22 protein-coding genes are annotated in these 20,163 nt (G+C 42.2%); 6 read left to right on the top strand and 16 right to left on the bottom strand.

Annotated features, from left to right (window positions below):
* Positions 1–97: 97 nt before the first annotated feature.
* Both POV27_RS04790 and POV27_RS04785 read left to right on the top strand, forming a co-directional pair.
* The gene (locus POV27_RS04790) at positions 98–868 is read left to right on the top strand and encodes a LexA family transcriptional regulator (protein WP_272861585.1); all 771 of its coding nucleotides are present in this window, start codon (positions 98–100) and stop codon (positions 866–868) included.
* A gap of 1 nt (position 869) precedes the next feature.
* Entirely contained in the window at positions 870–1,523 is a 654-nt protein-coding gene (locus POV27_RS04785; RefSeq protein ID WP_272861584.1) for a DUF2461 domain-containing protein, read from the top strand.
* Here the strand turns inward: POV27_RS04785 and POV27_RS04780 are convergent.
* Positions 1,500–2,753, bottom strand: coding sequence for a 3-deoxy-D-manno-octulosonic acid transferase (locus POV27_RS04780; RefSeq protein WP_272861583.1), 1,254 nt, complete (start codon positions 2,751–2,753; stop codon positions 1,500–1,502). The two genes, POV27_RS04785 and POV27_RS04780, sit on opposite strands and share 24 nt — an antisense overlap.
* Before the next feature lie 135 nt (positions 2,754–2,888).
* Here POV27_RS04780 and POV27_RS04775 point away from each other — a divergent pair, with 135 nt between their 5' ends.
* From POV27_RS04775 to POV27_RS04765, 3 genes are read left to right on the top strand one after another with little or no spacing between them, the layout of a single operon-like run.
* Positions 2,889–4,043 carry a DegT/DnrJ/EryC1/StrS family aminotransferase gene (locus POV27_RS04775; RefSeq protein WP_272861582.1) on the top strand — a complete coding sequence of 385 codons (1,155 nt, stop codon included), beginning with the start codon at positions 2,889–2,891 and terminating at the stop codon, positions 4,041–4,043.
* A 29-nt stretch (positions 4,044–4,072) separates the two neighbouring features.
* Positions 4,073–5,095, top strand: a complete 1,023-nt coding sequence (galE, locus tag POV27_RS04770) for a UDP-glucose 4-epimerase GalE (protein ID WP_272861581.1) — start codon at positions 4,073–4,075, stop codon at positions 5,093–5,095.
* Positions 5,096–5,110: 15 nt separating this feature from the next.
* On the top strand, positions 5,111–6,391 hold the full coding sequence (locus POV27_RS04765) for a metal-dependent hydrolase family protein (protein WP_272861580.1): 1,281 nt from the start codon (positions 5,111–5,113) through the stop codon (positions 6,389–6,391).
* Here the strand turns inward: POV27_RS04765 and POV27_RS04760 are convergent.
* The 6 genes from POV27_RS04760 to POV27_RS04735 form a co-directional block, all read right to left on the bottom strand.
* Positions 6,388–6,996, bottom strand: coding sequence for a helix-turn-helix domain-containing protein (locus POV27_RS04760; protein ID WP_272861579.1), 609 nt, complete (start codon positions 6,994–6,996; stop codon positions 6,388–6,390). The genes POV27_RS04765 and POV27_RS04760 overlap by 4 nt on opposite strands.
* Before the next feature lie 427 nt (positions 6,997–7,423).
* The gene (locus tag POV27_RS04755; RefSeq protein WP_272861578.1) at positions 7,424–8,029 is read right to left on the bottom strand and encodes a helix-turn-helix domain-containing protein; all 606 of its coding nucleotides are present in this window, start codon (positions 8,027–8,029) and stop codon (positions 7,424–7,426) included.
* Positions 8,030–8,152: 123 nt separating this feature from the next.
* On the bottom strand, positions 8,153–9,037 hold the full coding sequence (fabD, locus tag POV27_RS04750; protein WP_272861577.1) for an ACP S-malonyltransferase: 885 nt from the start codon (positions 9,035–9,037) through the stop codon (positions 8,153–8,155).
* A 57-nt stretch (positions 9,038–9,094) separates the two neighbouring features.
* Positions 9,095–9,940, bottom strand: coding sequence for a fructosamine kinase family protein (locus POV27_RS04745; protein WP_272861576.1), 846 nt, complete (start codon positions 9,938–9,940; stop codon positions 9,095–9,097).
* 8 nt (positions 9,941–9,948) lie between these two features.
* Entirely contained in the window at positions 9,949–10,440 is a 492-nt protein-coding gene (locus POV27_RS04740; RefSeq protein WP_272861575.1) for a dihydrofolate reductase, read from the bottom strand.
* On the bottom strand, positions 10,437–10,892 hold the full coding sequence (locus POV27_RS04735; protein WP_272861574.1) for a 2TM domain-containing protein: 456 nt from the start codon (positions 10,890–10,892) through the stop codon (positions 10,437–10,439). Before POV27_RS04735 ends, POV27_RS04740 begins: the two co-directional genes overlap by 4 nt.
* Before the next feature lie 60 nt (positions 10,893–10,952).
* Between POV27_RS04735 and POV27_RS04730 the strand changes: the two genes are divergently transcribed.
* Positions 10,953–12,035, top strand: a complete 1,083-nt coding sequence (locus POV27_RS04730; RefSeq protein ID WP_272861573.1) for an aminotransferase class V-fold PLP-dependent enzyme — start codon at positions 10,953–10,955, stop codon at positions 12,033–12,035.
* A gap of 1 nt (position 12,036) precedes the next feature.
* On the opposite strand, the gene POV27_RS04725 is transcribed toward POV27_RS04730, so the two are convergent.
* From POV27_RS04725 to POV27_RS04685, 9 genes are all read right to left on the bottom strand, one after another.
* Positions 12,037–12,318 carry a DUF427 domain-containing protein gene (locus POV27_RS04725; RefSeq protein ID WP_272861572.1) on the bottom strand — a complete coding sequence of 94 codons (282 nt, stop codon included), beginning with the start codon at positions 12,316–12,318 and terminating at the stop codon, positions 12,037–12,039.
* Positions 12,319–12,328: 10 nt separating this feature from the next.
* A complete protein-coding gene (locus POV27_RS04720; RefSeq protein WP_272861571.1) occupies positions 12,329–13,309 on the bottom strand; it encodes an L-histidine N(alpha)-methyltransferase in 981 nt (326 codons plus the stop codon).
* Between the two features lie 16 nt (positions 13,310–13,325).
* Entirely contained in the window at positions 13,326–14,486 is a 1,161-nt protein-coding gene (gene egtB / locus POV27_RS04715) for an ergothioneine biosynthesis protein EgtB (RefSeq protein WP_272861570.1), read from the bottom strand.
* A 72-nt stretch (positions 14,487–14,558) separates the two neighbouring features.
* Positions 14,559–15,002 carry an energy transducer TonB gene (locus POV27_RS04710; RefSeq protein WP_272861569.1) on the bottom strand — a complete coding sequence of 148 codons (444 nt, stop codon included), beginning with the start codon at positions 15,000–15,002 and terminating at the stop codon, positions 14,559–14,561.
* Positions 15,003–15,075: 73 nt separating this feature from the next.
* Entirely contained in the window at positions 15,076–15,507 is a 432-nt protein-coding gene (locus POV27_RS04705) for an energy transducer TonB (protein WP_272861568.1), read from the bottom strand.
* 15 nt (positions 15,508–15,522) lie between these two features.
* Complete coding sequence (locus tag POV27_RS04700) at positions 15,523–16,347, bottom strand: thymidylate synthase (protein WP_272861567.1); 825 nt, start codon at positions 16,345–16,347, stop codon at positions 15,523–15,525.
* An 85-nt stretch (positions 16,348–16,432) separates the two neighbouring features.
* Positions 16,433–18,466: a NupC/NupG family nucleoside CNT transporter gene (locus POV27_RS04695; RefSeq protein ID WP_336375830.1), complete on the bottom strand. Its 2,034-nt coding sequence runs from the start codon at positions 18,464–18,466 to the stop codon at positions 16,433–16,435.
* Between the two features lie 10 nt (positions 18,467–18,476).
* The gene (locus tag POV27_RS04690) at positions 18,477–19,103 is read right to left on the bottom strand and encodes a bifunctional nuclease family protein (RefSeq protein ID WP_272861566.1); all 627 of its coding nucleotides are present in this window, start codon (positions 19,101–19,103) and stop codon (positions 18,477–18,479) included.
* Positions 19,104–19,200: 97 nt separating this feature from the next.
* Positions 19,201–20,163, bottom strand: a complete 963-nt coding sequence (locus POV27_RS04685) for an electron transfer flavoprotein subunit alpha/FixB family protein (RefSeq protein ID WP_272861565.1) — start codon at positions 20,161–20,163, stop codon at positions 19,201–19,203.

The following is a 20,163-nucleotide window of genomic DNA, read 5'->3' as shown; positions in this document are numbered from 1 at the left end:
ACTAGTCAACTAACAGTATGGCCCTATCTTTTTGATGCTCATTGGAATAATTCCTGTTGTAAATTGGAATAATTCCAATTAATTGATATATTTGGGTATGGACAAAGAGCTATCTATAGAAGCCCAACGCTTCAAAAAAATAAGGGAAGAGCAACATCATACCCAACAATCTTTTGCCGAACTCCTTGGTATTGGCGCTACTACGGCCGATATTGAACGAGGGAAAACCAAAATCTCTGGAAAGATCGTCATGGAGCTTTTACAGCGGTACCAAGTAAATCCGTTGTGGTTATTCGGAAAAAGCTATCAAAAAACGGTCGATATTGAAGGGGGTGATGTAAGTCCCAAAGTGGTGACTTTGGATAAGGATGGGAATGATTCCATTGTTTTGGTCAACCAAAAGGCCGCTGCCGGATACCCGCATAACATTCAAGATGTGGAATGGTTCCAAACCCTGCCTACTTTCGATATTCCGCTACCACAATACCGCAATGCTACTTATAGAGGCTTTCAGGTAGAAGGAGATAGTATGTTACCCAACATTCGTCCCAACGATTGGGTATTGGGCAAGGCGGTAGCGAATGTTTCAGAAGCGAATGATAGTCGTATCTATATTGTCGTACTGCACGATTCCGTACTGGTAAAAAAACTTCAAAAAGTACCTGCTACCCCAGAAAAAGTACGACTTATTTCGTTGAATCCAGCCTATTTACCCATCGATGTTGAGGTAAAGGATATTCAAGAACTTTGGCAAGTAAACAGTAAACTTTCCTTTGGCATTGAGGAACCTTCCGACAGCCTGTTGCTTCAACAGTTGCAGCAATCTATGGAAGAGCTGAAAAAGCAGGTGACCAATCTTCAGGCGTAATATGGGATTTTCACAATTGTTCGATTTTCTGGATCGTCTTCAGAAAAACAATACCAAAGAATGGATGGACGCAAACCGTAAGGAGTATCATGTCGTTCGCGATTTTTTTATTGCTTGGCTGGATGATCTAAATACCCGTTTGGCGGCTATTGACGATGATTATTTTGATACTCCAGGGAAGAAGGCCATTAATAGAATAAACAATAACCTCATGTTTTTTCCCAACAAGCCCATCTATAAGGACCATTTTGGGGCAGGTTTGGATCAGGTGAGTAAACAAGGGGATTTCTACATTGAAATAGGAGTGAAAGAAAGCTTTTTGGGAGGAGGCTATTGGTATCCTTCTTCTAAATTGCTGAAGAGTATACGAGACGCCATCGATTACAATGGGGAAGAGTTGAAGGCGGTTCTGCAAAAACCCAGCTTCAAAAAAATGTTTGGAGGCATGATTCCAGCCGATACTCTGACAAGGGCTCCAAAAGGCTTCGACGAAGAACATCCACATATAGATTTGTTGAAAATGAAGTGCTTTGCAGCGGGATGTTATTTCACCAGAAAAGACGTTATGGCAAAGGATTTTGACAAAAAAGTGATGGAGGTGTATAAAGAATTACTTCCCTTTAGAAGATACTTAAACGAGGCCGTTAGCGTATAGTTGGGTAATGTGTTGAGTAATGATACGGGTGGCTCCTGTATTGCTGTTCACAAAATGCCCACAGATCATTCCAGTTTTATTTCTGAAGTTTTTGTCTGTAACCAGCTTATTCAGAATATCACTGCATTCTGTTTCGTTCGAAATGGAAAAGAGCCCAGCCAACTGCTGTAATCTCTTGGCTTCAGGGAATCCATCAAAATTATTACCAATAATGATAGGGACACCAAAAGTGGCGGGTTCTAAGATATTATGCAGCCCGGTAGATCCCATCGCACCCCCTACATAGGCTATATCCGCATAGCTATAAATTTTGGAAAGCAATCCAATAGTATCCACAATAAGCACCGAAGCTTCATTTAGATTTTTTCCTTCCCTTTCCGAATATAATACAGAAGGCTTAGCTAGTTTCTTTCGGAAGTCTTCAATTTTGGACGGTTCGATTTTGTGGGGTGCCAAAACAAACTTAATATCATCTTGGCTATCATTAATATAGGGAAGTAGGGCGCCTTCGTCTTCGGGCCAAGTACTTCCACAGACCAAACAAAGGGAATTGCCCTTAAAGGCGTCCATAAAGTCCAACGAATTATCCTGTTCTATTTGGTGGGAAACCCGATCGAACCGTGTGTCGCCACTTATGCTCACATTTTCGATCCCCAATCCATTTAGCAGTTCCACCGAGTTTCTATCCTGAACGAAGAAATGGTCAAAAGCCTTTAGGGCGCTGCGCATGAATCCGCCATGCGATTTAAAAAAGACTTGCTTCTTGGAGAACAATCCGGACACTAATAGGGTCGGGATGTTTCGTAGTTGTAACTCCAAGAGATAATTGGGCCATATTTCGTATTTAATGAATAGGGCAAGTACGGGGTTTACAATTTCCAAGAACTTACGGGCATTCTTTTGGGTGTCGAATGGAAGGTACACTACTGTATCTGCCAGTGGAGTGTTCTTCTTTATTTCATACCCGGAGGGTGAAAAGAAAGTAACCAGGATTTTACATTCGGGATAATCTTTTCGAAGTGATTCCATGATAGGAACTCCCTGTTCGAATTCGCCCAAGGATGCGCAGTGAAACCATATTGTCTTGTCTCCGGCTTGTATTTGAGAGGTCAAGGTTGGAAAAGAAGATTTTCTCCCCTGCACAAATAGTTTCAGCTTTTTACTGAAGCCTTGTGCAATCTGTAAATGGGCATATGTAGCTCTGGAAAGGAGATCGTAGAGTTTCCTCATAGAGCTAAAATAGTTGTTATTTGTTAAATAACCGTTGGTAAGCCTTATGGATTTTTGGAATACAATTTCTACGCTGATTGCCCATAGTGGAGGACAATTTTCGTAATTTTACCCAGAACTTATTTGAAGAATTCCATGCGAAAAATACATATGGTCGACCTTAAGGGTCAGTACGAGCACATAAAGGAACGAGTGAATCAGTCGGTACTGGATGTCATAGAATCCGCAGCCTTTGTAAACGGACCCGAGGTGCATCAATTTCAGAAAGAGCTGGAGGAGTACTTGGGGGTAAAACACGTGATTCCGTGTGCTAATGGAACGGATGCCTTGCAAGTGGCAATGATGGGATTGGGTTTGAAACCGGGAGATGAGGTTATTACGGCCGATTTTACTTTTGCCGCTACGGTAGAAGTGATCGCCTTACTAGGATTGACTCCAGTTTTGGTAGATGTAGACCCAGTTACTTTTAATATCGATGTGGATGCCGTTAGACGTGCCATAACACCAAAAACAAAAGCCATTGTTCCTGTACACCTTTTTGGTTTGGTAGCACCTATGGACGAAATCATGGAGTTGGCCAAGGAACACGATTTATATGTCATAGAAGACAATGCGCAGGCCATTGGGGCAGATTATACATCTAAGGATGGATCCAAGCGAAAAGCAGGCGGGATAGGCCATGTAGCTTCCACTTCCTTTTTCCCTTCAAAAAACTTGGGATGCTATGGAGACGGAGGTGCCATTTTCACCAATGACGATGACCTAGCCCATACCATTCGAGGTATTGTGAACCATGGAATGTATGTGCGTTATCATCATGATGTGGTGGGTGTGAATTCACGTCTGGATTCCATTCAGGCTACTATTCTAAGAGCCAAATTGCCCAATTTAGATCAATACAACGCAGCGCGTCGTAACGCAGCTAGAAAATATACGGAGGCATTTAAAGGGGTCGATGACATCATTACTCCAAAGGGAAGCTGTGGTTCCGAAGAGTTCATCTGCGATCAGTGCGATTGCCATGTATTCCACCAATACACACTTCGCGTATTGAATACGGACCGTGATGCTTTGGTACAGCATTTACAGGGCAAAGGAATTCCATGTGGTGTATATTATCCGATCCCATTACATAGTCAGAAAGCCTATAAGAATGAGCGATACAATGAAGCCGATTTTACAGTGACCAATCAGTTGGTGAAAGAGGTAATTTCACTGCCTATGCATACAGAGTTGGATGACGAGCAAATTGAGTATATTACCCAAGCGGTTATCGAGTTTGTATCCTAGGTTAATACGCTAAAATCAATAGCATTTTTATGAAGAGAATTCTTGTTACCGGAGGTTTGGGATATATAGGTTCCCACACAGTGGTAGCCCTTCAGGAAGAAGGTTTTGAGGTCGTTGTGATCGATAATTTATCCAATTCTGAAGTTTCCGTTTTGGATGGAATTGAAAGTATTACGCGAAAACGTCCTGCCTTTGAAAATATAGACCTTAGGGTAAAAAAGGATGTTGAAGACTTTTTCGATAATTATTCGGTGGATGGCATCATTCACTTTGCTGCTAGTAAAGCTGTAGGGGAGAGCGTTGAAAACCCCTTGCTTTATTATGAGAATAACCTACACACCTTAGTGTATTTGTTACAACAGTGCGAGCAACACAACATTCATAACTTCATTTTTAGTTCTTCTTGTACAGTTTATGGAGAACCTGATGCATTGCCCATAACCGAAGCAGCACCCGTAAAGGAGGCTGTTTCACCTTATGGAAACACCAAACAGATTAGTGAGGAAGTGCTGCGTGACACTTGCCATGCCAATGAACGCCTAAAGGCAATTAGTTTACGTTATTTTAACCCTATAGGAGCACATAGTTCTGCGGCCATAGGGGAATTACCCAAAGGGACTCCACAAAACCTAGTTCCCTTTATTACACAAACTGCAGCGGGTTTACGCGAACAATTGTCGGTTTTTGGGGATGATTATCCCACGCCCGACGGAAGTTGTATTCGTGACTATATTCACGTGGTGGATCTTGCCGAGGCCCATGTTGTGGCTTTGCAGCGAATTATTGGTGAAAAGAACGATGCAAATTTCGAGATTTTCAATCTAGGAACAGGTCGCGGTAGTTCGGTGTTAGAAGTGGTGAATGCCTTCGAAAATGTCTCAGGAGAGAAGCTGAATTACAAGATAGTAGACAGACGTCCCGGCGATGTCATTGCCGTGTATGCTGATACCCAAAAAGCCAATGAGGTGTTGGGGTGGAAAACGAAAAGAACCATGGAAGAGGCCTTGGATTCTGCTTGGTCGTGGGAAAAGAAGGTAAGGGGATTGGACTAACTTAAAATTATTCATATGAGATCTTTAGGATTATTGCTACTAAGCTTGTTCGCCTGTTTTGGTTTACAGGCTCAGGATACGTATTTGCACTGTGGAAAGATGATAGATACGGAAAGTGGGAAAGTGCTTAACGAAAAGACCATTGTCGTATCGGGAAACAAAATTCTAAAGGTTGAAAATGGATATGTTTCCCCTTCGAACGCTCAGGATAAGGTAATTGACTTAAAGGGTAAAACGGTAATGCCGGGTCTTATCGATATGCATGTGCACATAGAAGGCGAAACCAGCCCGACCAAGTATTTGGATGCATTTACGAAGAATGATGCCGATGTGGCTTTCGATGCTGCCAACATAGCTAAGAGAACATTAATGGCTGGATTTACGACGGTTCGTGATTTAGGGGGAACCGGAGTGAACGTTGCTTTGCGCAATGCCATTGCTAAGGGAAAGATACCTGGGCCACGAATTTTTACAGCCGAAAAGGCAATTGGGACTACAGGAGGGCATGCCGATCCCACTAATGGTCGTAAAAAGGATCTTATGGGAGATCCTGGGCCCGCCCAAGGAGTGGTTAATAGTCCGGCAGATGCCCGCAAGGCGGTGCGACAGCGTTATAAGAATGGGGCCGATTGGATAAAAATTACCGCTACGGGAGGAGTCTTGAGTGTTGCCAAGAGTGGCCAGAATCCACAATTTACCCAAGAGGAAGTAAATGAGATTGTAAGTACTGCCAAGGAATACGGTATGAAAGTAGCCGCTCATGCCCACGGGGTAGAAGGTATGCAACGTGCCATTAAAGCAGGGGTTGCCACCATAGAACATGGATCCTTAATGGACAAGGAAACCGCTGCCTTAATGAAACAGTATAATACCTATTTGGTGCCTACCATATCGGCAGGTAAATATGTGGCCGAAAAGGCCAAGATACCAGGATACTATCCTGAGATCATCGTTCCCAAAGCATTGGAAATTGGTTCGAAAATTCAAGACATGTATAGTATGGCTTATAAGGAAGGGGTGAATATAGCGTTCGGAACCGATGCGGGTGTATTTCCACATGGGGAGAATGGCAAGGAGTTCCGCTATATGGCGGAAGCCGGAATGCCAGCTATGAAAACCCTTCAGTCTGCTACTATTACGAATGCAAAACTTCTGGATATGGAAGGTGTTTTGGGTGTTTTAAAGGAGGGATATGTGGCGGATATTGTTGCAGTGAACGAAGATCCTACCCAAAACATTTCGACCATGGAAAACGTAGTTTTCGTAATGAAAGAAGGCGTTATTTACAAGAATTAAGCGCTTCTAAGTTCCCGTAAGTATTCCGATGGATATAACCCATAGCTTTTATAGAAAGCTTTGGAGAAGCATTCTGTGCTCTTAAAACCAATTTCCTGCCCAATGGCCTTTACCGTATACTTCCGATAGAGGGAATTAGCTGCCAACTCATTGTAGATGTGATCTACCCGAAGCTGGTTGATGTAATTTGAGAAATTCTTCCCTTTTTCCGAATTAACCACCTTAGAAAGGTAATTATAGTTGGTGCCAAAACTCTTCGCCAGTTGCTGCAAGGAGATATCGGAGGATAGGAATTCCTTGTTCTTTTCGAACTCCATTAGTTTTTTAACGATTTTATCGGATGTTTTTTTGGGAACACTCATTTTGTTTTTTTCTGGTATTAAAAAATCTTCACCTAATTGTTCGGATAGCCAATCCAAGCGTTTTTTAAGCTGCGCTTGTTTTTTCTTGTGGTATTCGTACAAATAACTGGTTGCTTTTAATTGTGCAGATAAAAGCGATGTGTTACCTACTTGAGGCCCATTTTTTGTTGAGTCCATCCCAATGTTCTGCCCATTGGAGCTGTGATTTACACCGGGATAGCTGGAGTTGAGTTGTAAAGACATAATTTTTCCTTTTCTATTGTTGTTTGTAATGTTACGACATTGCCCATCCTAAGGACGTTTTTGAGCCGATTCTTGTTCAAATTGCCCAATATTCTTGAAAAAGGAAATAGGAAACTTATAAGCGTAGCGAATTACTTCAAATTCGTAACGATCTACCTTATAAGCGAAAAAGTCCTAATTTCTTCTTTCGCCTTTTTAGGATTTCGAGGAGGGAAAAAAATGTAATTACTTGCAATAATGAGGACATTTATATGGAGGGAAGGATGTCCTTATTGCTTTGCTAAGATAGGGTTTTATAATCAAATTTCAAATCGATTTTGCCGAAACCCTATCCTATGATCACGCTAATTATAACGTGCAAGCGTTCAAAATATTGAATGCCTTACCGATATGTATTCTTTCTGGAGAAAATGTTACACAACGATTTTTATGCCACCAAACCTTTCAAGAAAGCGGAGGGATAGATGTCGTATTTTTCCCGGAATTTTTTGGAAAAACTTTCGGCACTCTTAAACCCGTTGTCATAAGCGATGGCTTCGATGGTATATTTCCGCTTTTGTGGATTTTCTAACAGATCTTGGTGCGCATGTTCTATCCTAAGATCGTTGACATAGTTCTTGAACGATTTTCCTTTAATGTGATTGATGATTTTGGAAAGATAGCTACTATTGGTACCCAGTTCTTTCGCCAAAGAACTTAAACTTACATCCTGACTTAGGAACATTCTTTGGGTCTCGAAAGAATGAATCTTTAAGATCACCCCTTCGAGAATCTCTTTCGAGATACCAAGACTGGTATAGTCCACTTCCTCATGCTGAGGTTGCGGGTTTAACTTCCGCTTTAGGCGTTCATTTACTTTCTTGTAATGTTCCTGACGTGCCTCATGAAAATAATATAACTTTAAAGACAGTTGTGCGATAATTGATAAGAAGAATCTTTTAGGAGAAAAAACCTGTTCCAGTGTAGAGGTGTCATTTGCTTCTACATAAGGGATTGTTGTTTTTTCAATGGATGTAATTGATAGTTTGTCCATAGCGTTAAATTTTGAATCTAACTTATGGGCAAAATGTTAAAATTTGGGCAAATCCGATAAAGGTTTACTCAGTCCTAATACCACTTTTCGAGTAAAACAACGTCAGGAAAGATGCGATTTTTCTTAGGAAATGGAAGCCTTTTCCGTTTTCATGTCGCGATCCAATTTCTTTACCAGCCCTTGTAAAACCTTACCTGGACCCACTTCGATAAATTCGTCGGCACCGTCGGCAATCATATTCCTTACGCTCTGCGTCCATTTCACTGGAGCGGTCAATTGAAATATTAAATTTTTCTTAATTTCTGAAGGGTCGGTTACTGCAATCGTGCTCACATTTTGATAAATGGGGCATGCTGGATCCGAAAATTGGGTGCTTTCTATGGCTGCAGCCAACTCTTCTCGAGCAGGTTCCATAAGGGGGCTGTGAAAGGCTCCTCCCACAGGTAAAAGCAGTGCTCTTCGTGCTCCAGCTTCCTTTAGCGTTTCGCAAGCCGCATTCACAGCTTCGATTTCCCCCGAGATCACCAATTGTCCCGGACAGTTGTAGTTCGCAGCTACTACGATACCATCTGTATTTTGACATACCTCTTCTACTACATTGTCATCCAATCCCAAGACAGCGGCCATGGTAGATGGTTTCAATTCGCAAGCCTTTTGCATGGCTTGGGCCCTTTTGGAAACCAATTGCAATCCATCACTAAAGGCAAGGGTTTTGTTGGCTACCAGAGCAGACAATTCCCCAAGGGAATGTCCCGCAACCATGTCGGGTTGAAAGCTATCTCCCATAACTTCGGCAAGAATGGCAGAGTGAAGGAATATGGCGGGTTGAGTCACCTTGGTTTGCTTAAGTTCGTCTGGCGTGCCTTCGAACATGATTTTTGTGATATCAAATCCAAGTACCTCGTTAGCGTGGTTAAATAACTCACGAGCCTTTTCGGAGGCATCGTAAAGATCCTTACCCATACCTGTAAATTGTGCCCCTTGTCCTGGGAAAACATATGCTTTCATAATTGTAAATTACGGTTGATTATGGCTGCAAAAATACGACTTTAATACTTCGATTTTCTAACTATATCTCGAAATAATTTCTTGGGTTTGGGAAAGATAACCGGAGCCAAAAAGATTGAGGTGGACCAGTATATAGTACAATTGCCATAAAGATATTCGGGACTCCCATTCTAATGGAAGTGGGAATGCTTCATCATAGATTTCGAACACCTTTCGAGGAAAACCGCCAAACAATTGCATCATGGCCAAATCCATTTCCCGGGGTGCGTAAGCTACTGCAGGATCTATTAGTACCGGTCTATTGGTAACGTCAATGAGGAAATTGCCGTTCCACAGGTCCCCATGAATTAACGAGGCCGGTTCCTTCGGAATGATATCAGCAATGTTTTTAAAGAATCGATCCAAACTCGGAAAGACGTATCCCTTTTCTTGTGCCATTTTCAATTGAGGTGCCAATCGCTGGGTAACATAGAATTCCGAACTTGTTTCGCACCAATGGTTGTGCTGGGCCAAACTGCCTATATAATTGTTATGGTCCAGTCCGAATTTGCTATTTGTACTGCGATGAAGGCTTACCAAGTTCTGCGCAAAGGATTCCCAGAACGAAGGGGTAGCGCTACCCGAAGGAACATATTCCAAAAGTAAGAATGCCATACCTTGAAAAGCACCTTCATGAATTACTTTGGGGGTGCGAAAGGAATTGGACTGCGCCAAGAGTTTTAGCCCTTTGGCTTCTTTCTCGAACAGGCCAATGAGGTTGGAATTGGCATTCCTTTTCAGAACAAACTTGTCATTAGGAGTGCTTAGTAAAAGGACTTCATTAATATCTCCTCCGACCAGTGGAGATGTATTGAGAATAGGGGTTTGTAGTATCGAACCGATATGTTCGAAAAAAGCGTTCATGCCTTACGTTAGTCTTGCGTTTTTTTCTCCCAAGTTTCGTAAGTGAATGCATAGGCATGACGGTCGTCTGTATCGTGAAACTCAGAAGCAACCAGTTGCCAGTCCTCCTTTGGAATCAAGGGGAAAAAGGCATCTGCCTCAAAAGTGCCGTGTACTCGGGTCAATTCAATTCTATGGGAGTGTTCCATGCCTAGGGCATAGATTTCACCACCGCCAATAATAAAGGGTTGGTCGTCATCTTTTACCACTTTCAAGGCATCTTCCAAGGTGTGAACCACGATTATCCCTTCCTTTTGGTACGCTGTATTTCGGGTAATCACAATATGGGTTCTATTGGGGAGTAGTTTGGGGAAGGATTCGAAAGTTTTCCGTCCCATAATGATATGGTGTCCCGTAGTAAGTTGTTTAAAGCGTTTAAAATCATCGGGCAGGTGCCAAACCAAATCGTTGTCCTTGCCCAGTTCGTTGTTTTCGCCAGCGGCGGCAATCATCGTAATCATAAATCTTCTGGAGGGGGTAGGTCGTGTTCTTCCTTTTTTTTTAGATCGTCTGCAGAAGCTTCCTTTACAGCACGTACTTCTTGGGTAATTACGTCTTTCCGCACCTCTTTTTCAAGTTCTGCAATTCGGGCTTCCTGCTTTGCTTTCAACTTTTCTATTTGTCGGTCTTCCCATTCCTTGCCCATGAACTTGCTTAATAGAAGTACATTGAGTAGGTGAATTAAAAAGAAGAGCACCCAAATAAGTATAGCCCAAACAAACCAATCCTTAATAAAGAAATCCTTTCCTATTCCTAGAATGGGATTAATGATGATGAGTAATACAGATCCTGCCAGAAACAGCACAAAATGCTGCATGAGACGCTTTTTCTGCTTTACGCGCTTGCGGGCATACTCGTATTGCTCTCGCTGTTCTGGATCGATTCTAGATGATTTGTTGGCTTTTGAAAACATTGTTGGTTACTTTTATAACCTTCGTAAAAATACCATTTTTTCAATTTGTATCCTTGTTTTATGAATAACCTTTCAACCTTATTTCCCGTAACCCAACAACATACCTACTTAAATACCGCCTCCTGTGGGCTTTTTTCGAAACCGCTTGTCGATTGGAGAACACAGCACGATCAGAAATTAATGGAAGGAGGGAGCTTGTTTCGGGATCTACATAAGCATCATATTCGAGAGATACGGGAAGGGATTGCCCGGTTTTTTCATACTCTCCCTTCGCAGGTGGCTTTAGTTCCGAATTTTTCTTTTGGAATGAATGTCTTGCTGGATGGATTGCCAAAGGGTAAAAAGATCTTATTGCTGAAAGGCGATTATCCATCGGTGAATTGGCCTATTGAAAATCGCGATTTCGATGTGCGCTATGCCGATATCGATGTTCAATTGGAAGATAATATTGCGGCGGCAGTCGCCAAGCACCGACCCGATGTTTTGGCCTTGAGCATTGTACAATACATTAGTGGGGTTAAGGTGGACTTGAATTTTTTGAAGGAATTGAAAAGCAAATACCCCGATCTACTTATTATTGGAGATGGTACCCAATTTTTAGGTACAACCCAGTTCCATTTCGAAGAAAGTGCTTTCGATATCATAGGGGCCAGCGCCTATAAATGGTTGCTTTCAGGCTATGGTTGTGGCCTTTTTCTAATGAAGGAAGCGTTGCAAGGCAGATTATTTCCTGAGACCATAGGATATAACTCGGCCGATGCCGACTTCAGCAAAAGGAATGCCATCGAGTTCGTAGGGCATTGGGAACCCGGACATCAGGATACCCTTAATTACGGGAGTATGGGAGAATCCATTCGGTTTTTGGATTCCTTGGGAATGGATACGGTTGAAGATTATTTAATGGGGCTGAATGCCAAAGCCAAGGAACGTTTTATGGAGATGGGTTTACTTACGGATATGGCCTCGAGTAGGGAACACCTTTCTACTATTTTCAACTTAAAAGGAGATATGGTCCTATTTGAACAATTGAAAAGTCAAAACATCATTGCTTCCCTTCGGGGCGAAGGCATACGGGTAAGTTTCCATATGTACAATACGGAAGACGATTTGAATAAATTGGTTGAAGTGCTAAAGAATAGGTAGCTTATTCAACAACTTCCACACCGCGCCAAAAAGCTACGTACCCTTCAATGGGTTTGGCGGCATGTGAAGTTTCGGGATAGTACCAAGCAGCATCCGCGTTGGTTTGTCCTTCCACTTCCAGCGAATAGTAGGATGCCTGTCCCTTCCATGGGCAAACCGTATGCGTGTCACTGTTTTTGAAATATTCCTTGTTTATGCTATTGGCAGGGAAATAATGATTGTTTTCCACTACCACAGTATCGTTACTTTCGGCCAGGACCTGACCATTCCAAATTGCTTTCATTTTTCACAGTTTATTCGTGCTCCTTTCTTCGAAACACATAGTTTTTATAATATCCTTTGGCGTCGGAAAAGAAGGTTTCAATTTCCAATCCCGATTCATTGGCCAACCATGCTACTACTTTGTCGTCATATTTCTGGGAAATTTCAGTATGAATGGTTTCCCAAGGATCAAAATCGATGGTTAAGTCCAACGCCTCAATACGAACTTGCATGGCTTGGGTTGCGACCAAATAACTTTTGGCCGTTCCTGTTTCGGGGTCATATACTTCCCAATGCTTGAAGGCATCCGTATCGAAGTTACCGTCCAGTTCCTTATTGATTCGATGAAGTAGGTTTTTATTGAAGTCGGCTGTTACCCCTGTCGGATCGTTATAGGCATCTAAAATGGTCTGCGGGTCCTTTTTCTGATCGAACCCCATGAACAAGAGATCACCAGGATTCATGGCATCTTTCAACTTGCTTAAAAATTCAATGGCCTTTGGATGCAGTAAATTTCCGATGTTAGAACCCAATACCATCAGTACCTTTTTCCGTTCGTTGTATTGCTTAATGCGATTCAATACCTCGAAATACATCCCTTTTTCAGGATCTACTTGTACCGAGGGAAGTTCTTGGGCCAGGGAAGCCGTAAGATCATCTATGGCATTTTGGCTTATATCAATAGGCTTGTACACAAAACTAAATTGGTTCTCCGCAAAATAACGGAGTAGGACCTTTGTTTTTTGTCCGTCGCCGGCTCCCAATTCGATAAGATCAAAGCCATTGCCACTACCTCTAAAAAGGGAGGCTATTTCACCTTTATGCGTATCCAATATTTCGAATTCGCAATTGGTGAGGTAATATTCCGGTAGGGCCATGATGTCTTGAAACAACTTGTCCCCTTGGGCATCATATATATATTTTGAATACAGATACTTCGGAAAGCTGCTGAGGCCTTCGAATACATCTTTTTTGAATGCAGTGTCCAGCATTGTTGGGGTGGTTGGATTCATAGAGGAGTTGTAGTAGTTATTTGGCCAATCTTATACCGGTATATTGCCAGCGAAGATTGGGTTGAAAAAAGTTTCGGTAGGTAGGTCGTATATGTTTGGGCGGACTTACGACCGAACTCCCCCTAAGCACTTTTTGGTTCACCATGAATTTTCCATTGTATTCCCCAATGGCACCGGGTGCTTTGGTATATCCCGGGTAGGGTACATAGGCGCTTTCGGTCCATTCCCAACGTTGTCCCCAAGGAAATTGGGCTTGAGCGGCTTCCCATTCAAATTCTGTTGGAAGGCGATACCCTTTCCATTGGGCATAGGCAAAGGCTTCGTAGTACGAGACATGGCAAACGGGTGCATTTGGATCTAATTTTTGCAATCCCTGCAGGGTGTAATGATGCCATTCCCCGTCAATTTTATGCCAATACATGGGTTGGGTAATTTGCTCTAGCTTTACCCATTCCCAACCGTCGGCATGCCAATGATTAAAGTCTTGGTAGCCGCCTTCTTCAATGAATTCGACGTATTCGGCATTGGTGACCTCTTTGGTGCATATTTTGTAATCGGGCAAGTACACCTTATGTCTTCCCAATTCATTGTCATAGCAAAAGTCCGAACCTACATGCCCTATCTCGTATATGCCTTCTTCCATAGAAATCCAATCGGCCGATTCTGATTTCTGTGCGTGTTCCAGAAATGTGTCATTATATTTTGGAAGCAAGGGGTTGTTCCCCAAAATGTATTTTATGTCAGTCATCAACAGCTCTTGGTGCTGCTTTTCGTGATGAATACCAATGAGCAGTACTTCTTCCAAGTCTTCGGGAATTCCGTCGGTAAGAAACTCCTTCAATTCATTAGTAACATAATGCCTGTAATCGTATACTTTGGTTACGCCGGGACGGGATAGGTTTCCGCGATCACTTCGAATAACGCGCTTTCCCAGGGTTTCATAATAACTGTTGAACACAAATGCGAAATCCTCGTGAAATAGCTTGTAGTTGGGTTTGTGACGGGTTAGGATAAACTCTTCAAAAAACCATGTGGTATGCCCTAAATGCCATTTGGGAGGGGATACGTCTATAATGGGTTGCACCACGTAATCTTCTATTTCCAAGGGCTTACAAAGCACCTCGGTACGTTGACGTGTTTCAAGTAAAAGGGAAACTAAGTTTTGGGTTGATATCATGAAAAAAGTGTCAACATTGGAGTCGACTCTTTAAAGATACGAAATCTTATCGCTGTACCTGTTTAAGAGATGTTAAGACTTCTCCCTTTCGGAATAGTCTAAAATTGTACCGTATAAAACACCTACTTTTTCGCCTCTTCTTTCCCCGGGTTCCATATTCGGTAGGAGAGACACGATTCGGATGATCTCTTCCTCCAGATATTTATGTGGGATCGTGGCGGAAATATCCGTAATTGCCCCTGAGCTTGTAATTAGAAAATGGATGCCCAATCTCTTGTTTCGATGCTTGAGTAGTTCCTGATTGAAATGGGCCAGTAAAAAGGAACGGATGCTTTCCTGGGTGCATTTTTTTATCGCTTCATTTGTGGATCCCTTGCACCCTGGATAAACAGGGCTTATTTCGACGGTCGAAAAAGGAACCTTCACGATTGTAGGCTTATTGTTATTGTTTGCTTCTTGCGCATGCCCAATATGCAATAGTAATAGGGAAAAGGTGAGTAAAAATGCAGCTTTCATCTGGGTGGTCATTTTACAAGAAGGCACAAAAAAAGTGCCAATTTAAATTGGCACTTCCAGTTATCGTCTCGTACTATTTCCCCGTCTTAAAGGTAATGGGTACGGTGTATTTTATGGCTCTTGGTTTACCAGCAAGCCTTCCCGATTTACTCATTTTAGGAATGAGGTTAATGTTTCTTCGGGCTTCTTCTTGAAGCAATAGGGTTCCACCGGTAACTTTTTTAATATCTACGGTTCCCTGTTCGGTGATGTAGAATTCTACAATCACTCTACCTTGTTGGTTCTGCTTATACGCTTCTCCTGGGTACTTGAAGTTTTTGGCAATATGATTGGCCAATTTTTGCTTAAAACAAGCATTGATGCCCGCTCCTTTTTTCGATTCGCAACCTGGCCAAACAGGAGCTACTTCCTTCATGGTTACGGTATTTCTATTTACCGAACCCCATTCTTGGGAAACGCCAATAGTAGACACAAAAAGACAGGCAATAAAAAGCAATTTTTTCATAAGTTAGGTTTTAGTTTAAACGGCTACAACTCCTTTTATGTGAGGGTGTGGGTTGTAGTCAACAAGTTTAAAGTCATCAAAAGTGAAGCCAAATATATCCTTTACTTCTGGATTAAGCAACATTTTTGGCAAGGGGCGAGGTTCACGAGATAATTGTAACTCCAATTGTTCCATGTGGTTACTGTAAATATGGGCATCTCCAAAGGTATGGATAAAGTCCCCGGCTTCGTATCCACATACTTGAGCCATCATCATGGTGAAAAGGGCATAAGAAGCAATATTAAAGGGTACTCCCAAGAAAATATCGGCGCTTCTTTGGTATAGCTGACAGGACAGTTTGCCGTCGGCTACATAAAACTGAAAGAAGGCATGGCAGGGAGGCAAAGCAGCTTTCCCGTTAGCCACATTTTCAGAAAACGGTTTGCTCGTATCCGGCATTACGCTAGGATTCCAAGCGCTTACCAACATACGGCGACTGTCTGGATTATTTTTCAATGTTTCGATAACATCTTTTATCTGATCAATCTCCTCACTGTTCCAATTTCTCCATTGGTGGCCATAGACTGGCCCCAAATCTCCATTTTCATCGGCCCACTCATTCCAAATACGAACCCCATTTTCCTGAAGGTATTGTACGTTGGTATCTCCTTTCAGGAACCATAGCAATTCATAAACAATGGATTTTAAGTGGAGTTTTTTGGTGGTTACCATTGGAAATCCTTCACTGAGATCGAAACGCATTTGGTAGCCGAATACACTTTTGGTGCCGGTTCCCGTACGGTCGCTCTTTTCATTTCCGTGTTCTAACACATGGGTAACAAGGTCATGGTATTGCTTCATCTTCAATCAAATAATTAGATGGATAAATGTAGAAAACTACACCGATTTCTAAAACGTAAAAAGAAGACTTTTATTAGAAAAGTTATTAACCAATTATCATCCCAGCAATAGTCGCGGAAATAAGGGAAGCAATAGAACCTCCCAATAACGCACGCATCCCGAATTTGGAAAGCAATTTACGCTGCCCAGGTGCCAACGACCCAATTCCTCCAATTTGGATTCCGATGGAAGCAAAATTGGCAAAGCCACATAGCATATAGGTCGCCATGATCACGGATTTTTGATAGTTGAGGTGAATGGCATTGGCTGGGTTTTTTAAGTCGGCTAGCTGAATGTATCCGACAAACTCACTGGCAACCAGTTTTATCCCCAATAATTGCCCCATCATCATCATATCTTCTGAAGGGACACCGATAAGCCACATGAGAGGGGCGAAAATATGCCCTAACAAAAACTCTAGGGATAAGCCGCCATAGGATGTAGCAGCCGCGATCGTTTCGTTTAAAGAGGTAACATCGCCAATCCAGCCCAAAATACCATTAATCATGGCAATGAACGCTACGAACACCAATAGCATGGCTCCTACGTTTACTGCCAGTCTAAGACCTTCTGTAGTGCCATTAGCGATAGCATCTAACAGATTGCTTCCTATTTTATCGGTAGAGACGCGTACGTCGGTATTGATTTCTTCGGTTTGTGGATATAATATTTTTGAAATGACAATAGCTCCGGGTGCCGCCATAACGGAAGCGGCCAATAAGTGTTTAGCAAATACCAATCGTAACTCGGGATCGTCACCTCCTAGAAATCCAATATAGGCAGCAAGTACGGCTCCGGCTACAGTGGCCATCCCGCCAATCATCACCAAAAGGATTTCAGATTTGTTCATCTTTTCCAGATAGGCTTTGATTAACAAAGGAGCTTCGGTTTGTCCTAGGAAAATATTTCCGGCAACACTCAAACTTTCTGCTCCCGAAATTTTCAAAAGCTTGGAAAGTAGCCATCCAAAGGCCTTTACGATTTTTTGTATAATCCCTAGATAGAACAGTACAGAAGTAAGTGCCGAGAAAAATAGGATGGTAGGTAATACCTGAAATGCGAAAATAAATCCATAGGAGTTTACATCCATTACTCCGCTGAAAAGAAACTCACTTCCGGATCGGGTGAAATCGAGAATCTTAACGAATACTTTTCCAACTCCTTCAAAAATTCCTTGTATAAAAGGTACTTTTAATACCCCAATGGCAATGACCAATTGAAATGCCAATCCAATTCCTACGGTTTTCCAATTAATTCCTTTTCTATTCGCACTAAAAATGAAGGCGATGAATATGAGGGAAAGCATTCCCAAGAGACCACGCCAAATGCTATTGATGCTAAATCCTTTGCTTTCAATTATTTCATCAGCGGTTACCTCGCTTACAAAGTAATCCGAATGGCTTTCGTTAATGAAAGTGAAAACAGTATCTCCTTTTTTAAGACTTAAGGCATCATTAGAAATGTCTACGATTTCGTAGTACACATCTATTGCATTGGGGGTCTTCTGTTTAAAAACAATAAGGTTGTTGTTTTGTAACCAGAAACCTTCCGTGAAAGCGCCGTTTAGGTAGGAGGTATAGGATCCATCCTCATTGAGTGAAAGCGACTCCTTGCCTTTTTCGAACTCGACTTTCTGTTGAATTGAATCTGGGTATTCTTCGTACACCTCATGGGTGTGTAATTGCCAATCTCCTACCTTTATATCTCCTCTAGCTCCAGTTCTTTTCTGTTTTGTTGTGAAGGCGTAGGAAATAGTATTCTCAGTAAAAATAAGTGTACTATCTGTAGATTGCGTAATGCGGTACCTGCGAATAGTGTCTTTTGGTTGATTATAAAACAACACCAAAAGGTTATTCTGAATTATATAGTCTCCTGAGGCTTTCAAACTATCCTTAGCTTCCAAGCTATAAAAGAACGTTCCGTTGTCTAGGGTAAAATGGTCGGCTTCTTCATTAATGGAAAAAAGTGAATTGCCTTGGGCATCGCTAATGCTTGAAAAATTCCAGGTTTTTTCAAGATTTTGAGAAAATAGACTTACCGATAATAATAGGAAAAGGCTTAGAAAAATAGATTTGCGCATAGGCAGGCTATTAGTGGCGTTTGGATATCTCGTCTCTAATGGCAGCAGCGCGTTCGTAGTTTTCCTGTGCGACTGCTTCATCGAGCATCTGATTGAGTTCTTTTAGGGAATATTTGGTGAAATCTTCGGAAACCACACGAACCGGTTCTTTTTCGTCTTCAGACAAAAGACCTTCGATCACCTCTTCCTCACGTTCGGAGAGTTGGCTTTCGTCTTTGGAAGGTGTTTTAAGATAGATCCCTGCTTGGTCCAGAATGGCTTTGTAGGTGAAGATAGGAGCTTTAAACCGCAGTGCCAATGCAATGGCGTCACTAGTTCTGGCATCGATGATTTCTTCAATGCCATCCCTTTCGCAAATAATGCTGGAGTAGAAAACTCCATCTACCAATTTGTGAATAATGACCTGCTTAACGACGATTTCGAACCGATCTGAAAAGTTTTTGAAAAGGTCGTGGGTAAGGGGTCTGGGAGGTTTAATCTCCTTTTCCAAAGCAATAGCGATGGATTGTGCTTCAAATGCACCGATCACAATAGGAAGCTTTCTTTCACCTTCTTCTTCGCTAAGAATGAGGGCGTAGGCTCCATTTTGTGTCTGGCTATACGAAATACCTTTTATATTAAGTCTAATGAGGCTCATACATCCAAAGATTGCTTAGTGGTACGTAAAAAGGCTGTTTAAACAAGGGTTTTACCTATTTAAACAGCCCTTTTTCAAGGCACAAAATACTAAAAAATTATGCGTTTTGAGCTTTAAAAGCTTTTAATTTTTCGGTGAGTTGAGGAACCACTTCAAAGGCATCTCCAACGATTCCGTAGTCCGCAGCTTTAAAGAAAGGTGCTTCTGGATCGTTGTTGATTACCACTTTTACTTTAGAAGAGTTGATTCCTGCCAAGTGCTGGATCGCACCGCTAATTCCGATAGCTATATATAAGGTAGAAGCTACAGGTTTACCGGTTTGTCCTACGTGCTCACTGTGTGGTCTCCATCCCATATCACTCACAGGTTTAGAACAAGCGGTAGCGGCTCCTAGGGTTTGTGCTAAATCTTCGATCAATCCCCAGTTTTCGGGCCCTTTTAGTCCGCGTCCTCCAGAAACCACAATTTCTGCATCGGCAATGGTCACCTTGTCGGTTGCCTTGTCAACAGAAACCACTTCTACGTTTCCTTTGTTTATAGAAGGAGCAAAACTTTCCGAAGCAGCGCTGGTCGCATTTTCTTTAACTCCGTAAGCATTTTTAGCAAGTCCAACCACTTTGGTAGCGGTATTGATTTCGGTATGGGAAAACGCCTTATTGGTGTACACACTGTGCTTTACTTTGAAAGGAGCGGTACTGGAAGGCAATTCGGTTACATTAGGAACATAACCTGCTTCCAAATTTACAGCTACTAGAGGGGCCATAAATTTTCCGTCGGCACTGGAAGTAAGTACAACTACTTCTGCACCTTCATTTTTGGCTGCATGGGCTACTGCATCGGCATATCCTTCGGCATCGAAAGAAGATAGGCCGTCATTGGCAATTTCCAATACTTTAGAAGCTCCGTAATTTCCCAATTCGGAAGTGTCTCCAGCATTAATGGTTACTGCGGTTACTTGGGTTCCCATCATATCTGCAATTCCTTTGGCATAAGAAACAGCTTCGTGGGCTATTTTTTTGAATTTTCCGTTTTCGGATTCGGCATATACTAGTACAGACAT

It is taken from the genome of Aureisphaera galaxeae, from assembly GCF_028561275.1.
Taxonomy (GTDB): domain Bacteria; phylum Bacteroidota; class Bacteroidia; order Flavobacteriales; family Flavobacteriaceae; genus Aureisphaera; species Aureisphaera galaxeae.
The sequence above is the reverse complement of the archived record's forward strand: the minus strand, read 5'-3'. Positions and strand labels throughout refer to the sequence as shown.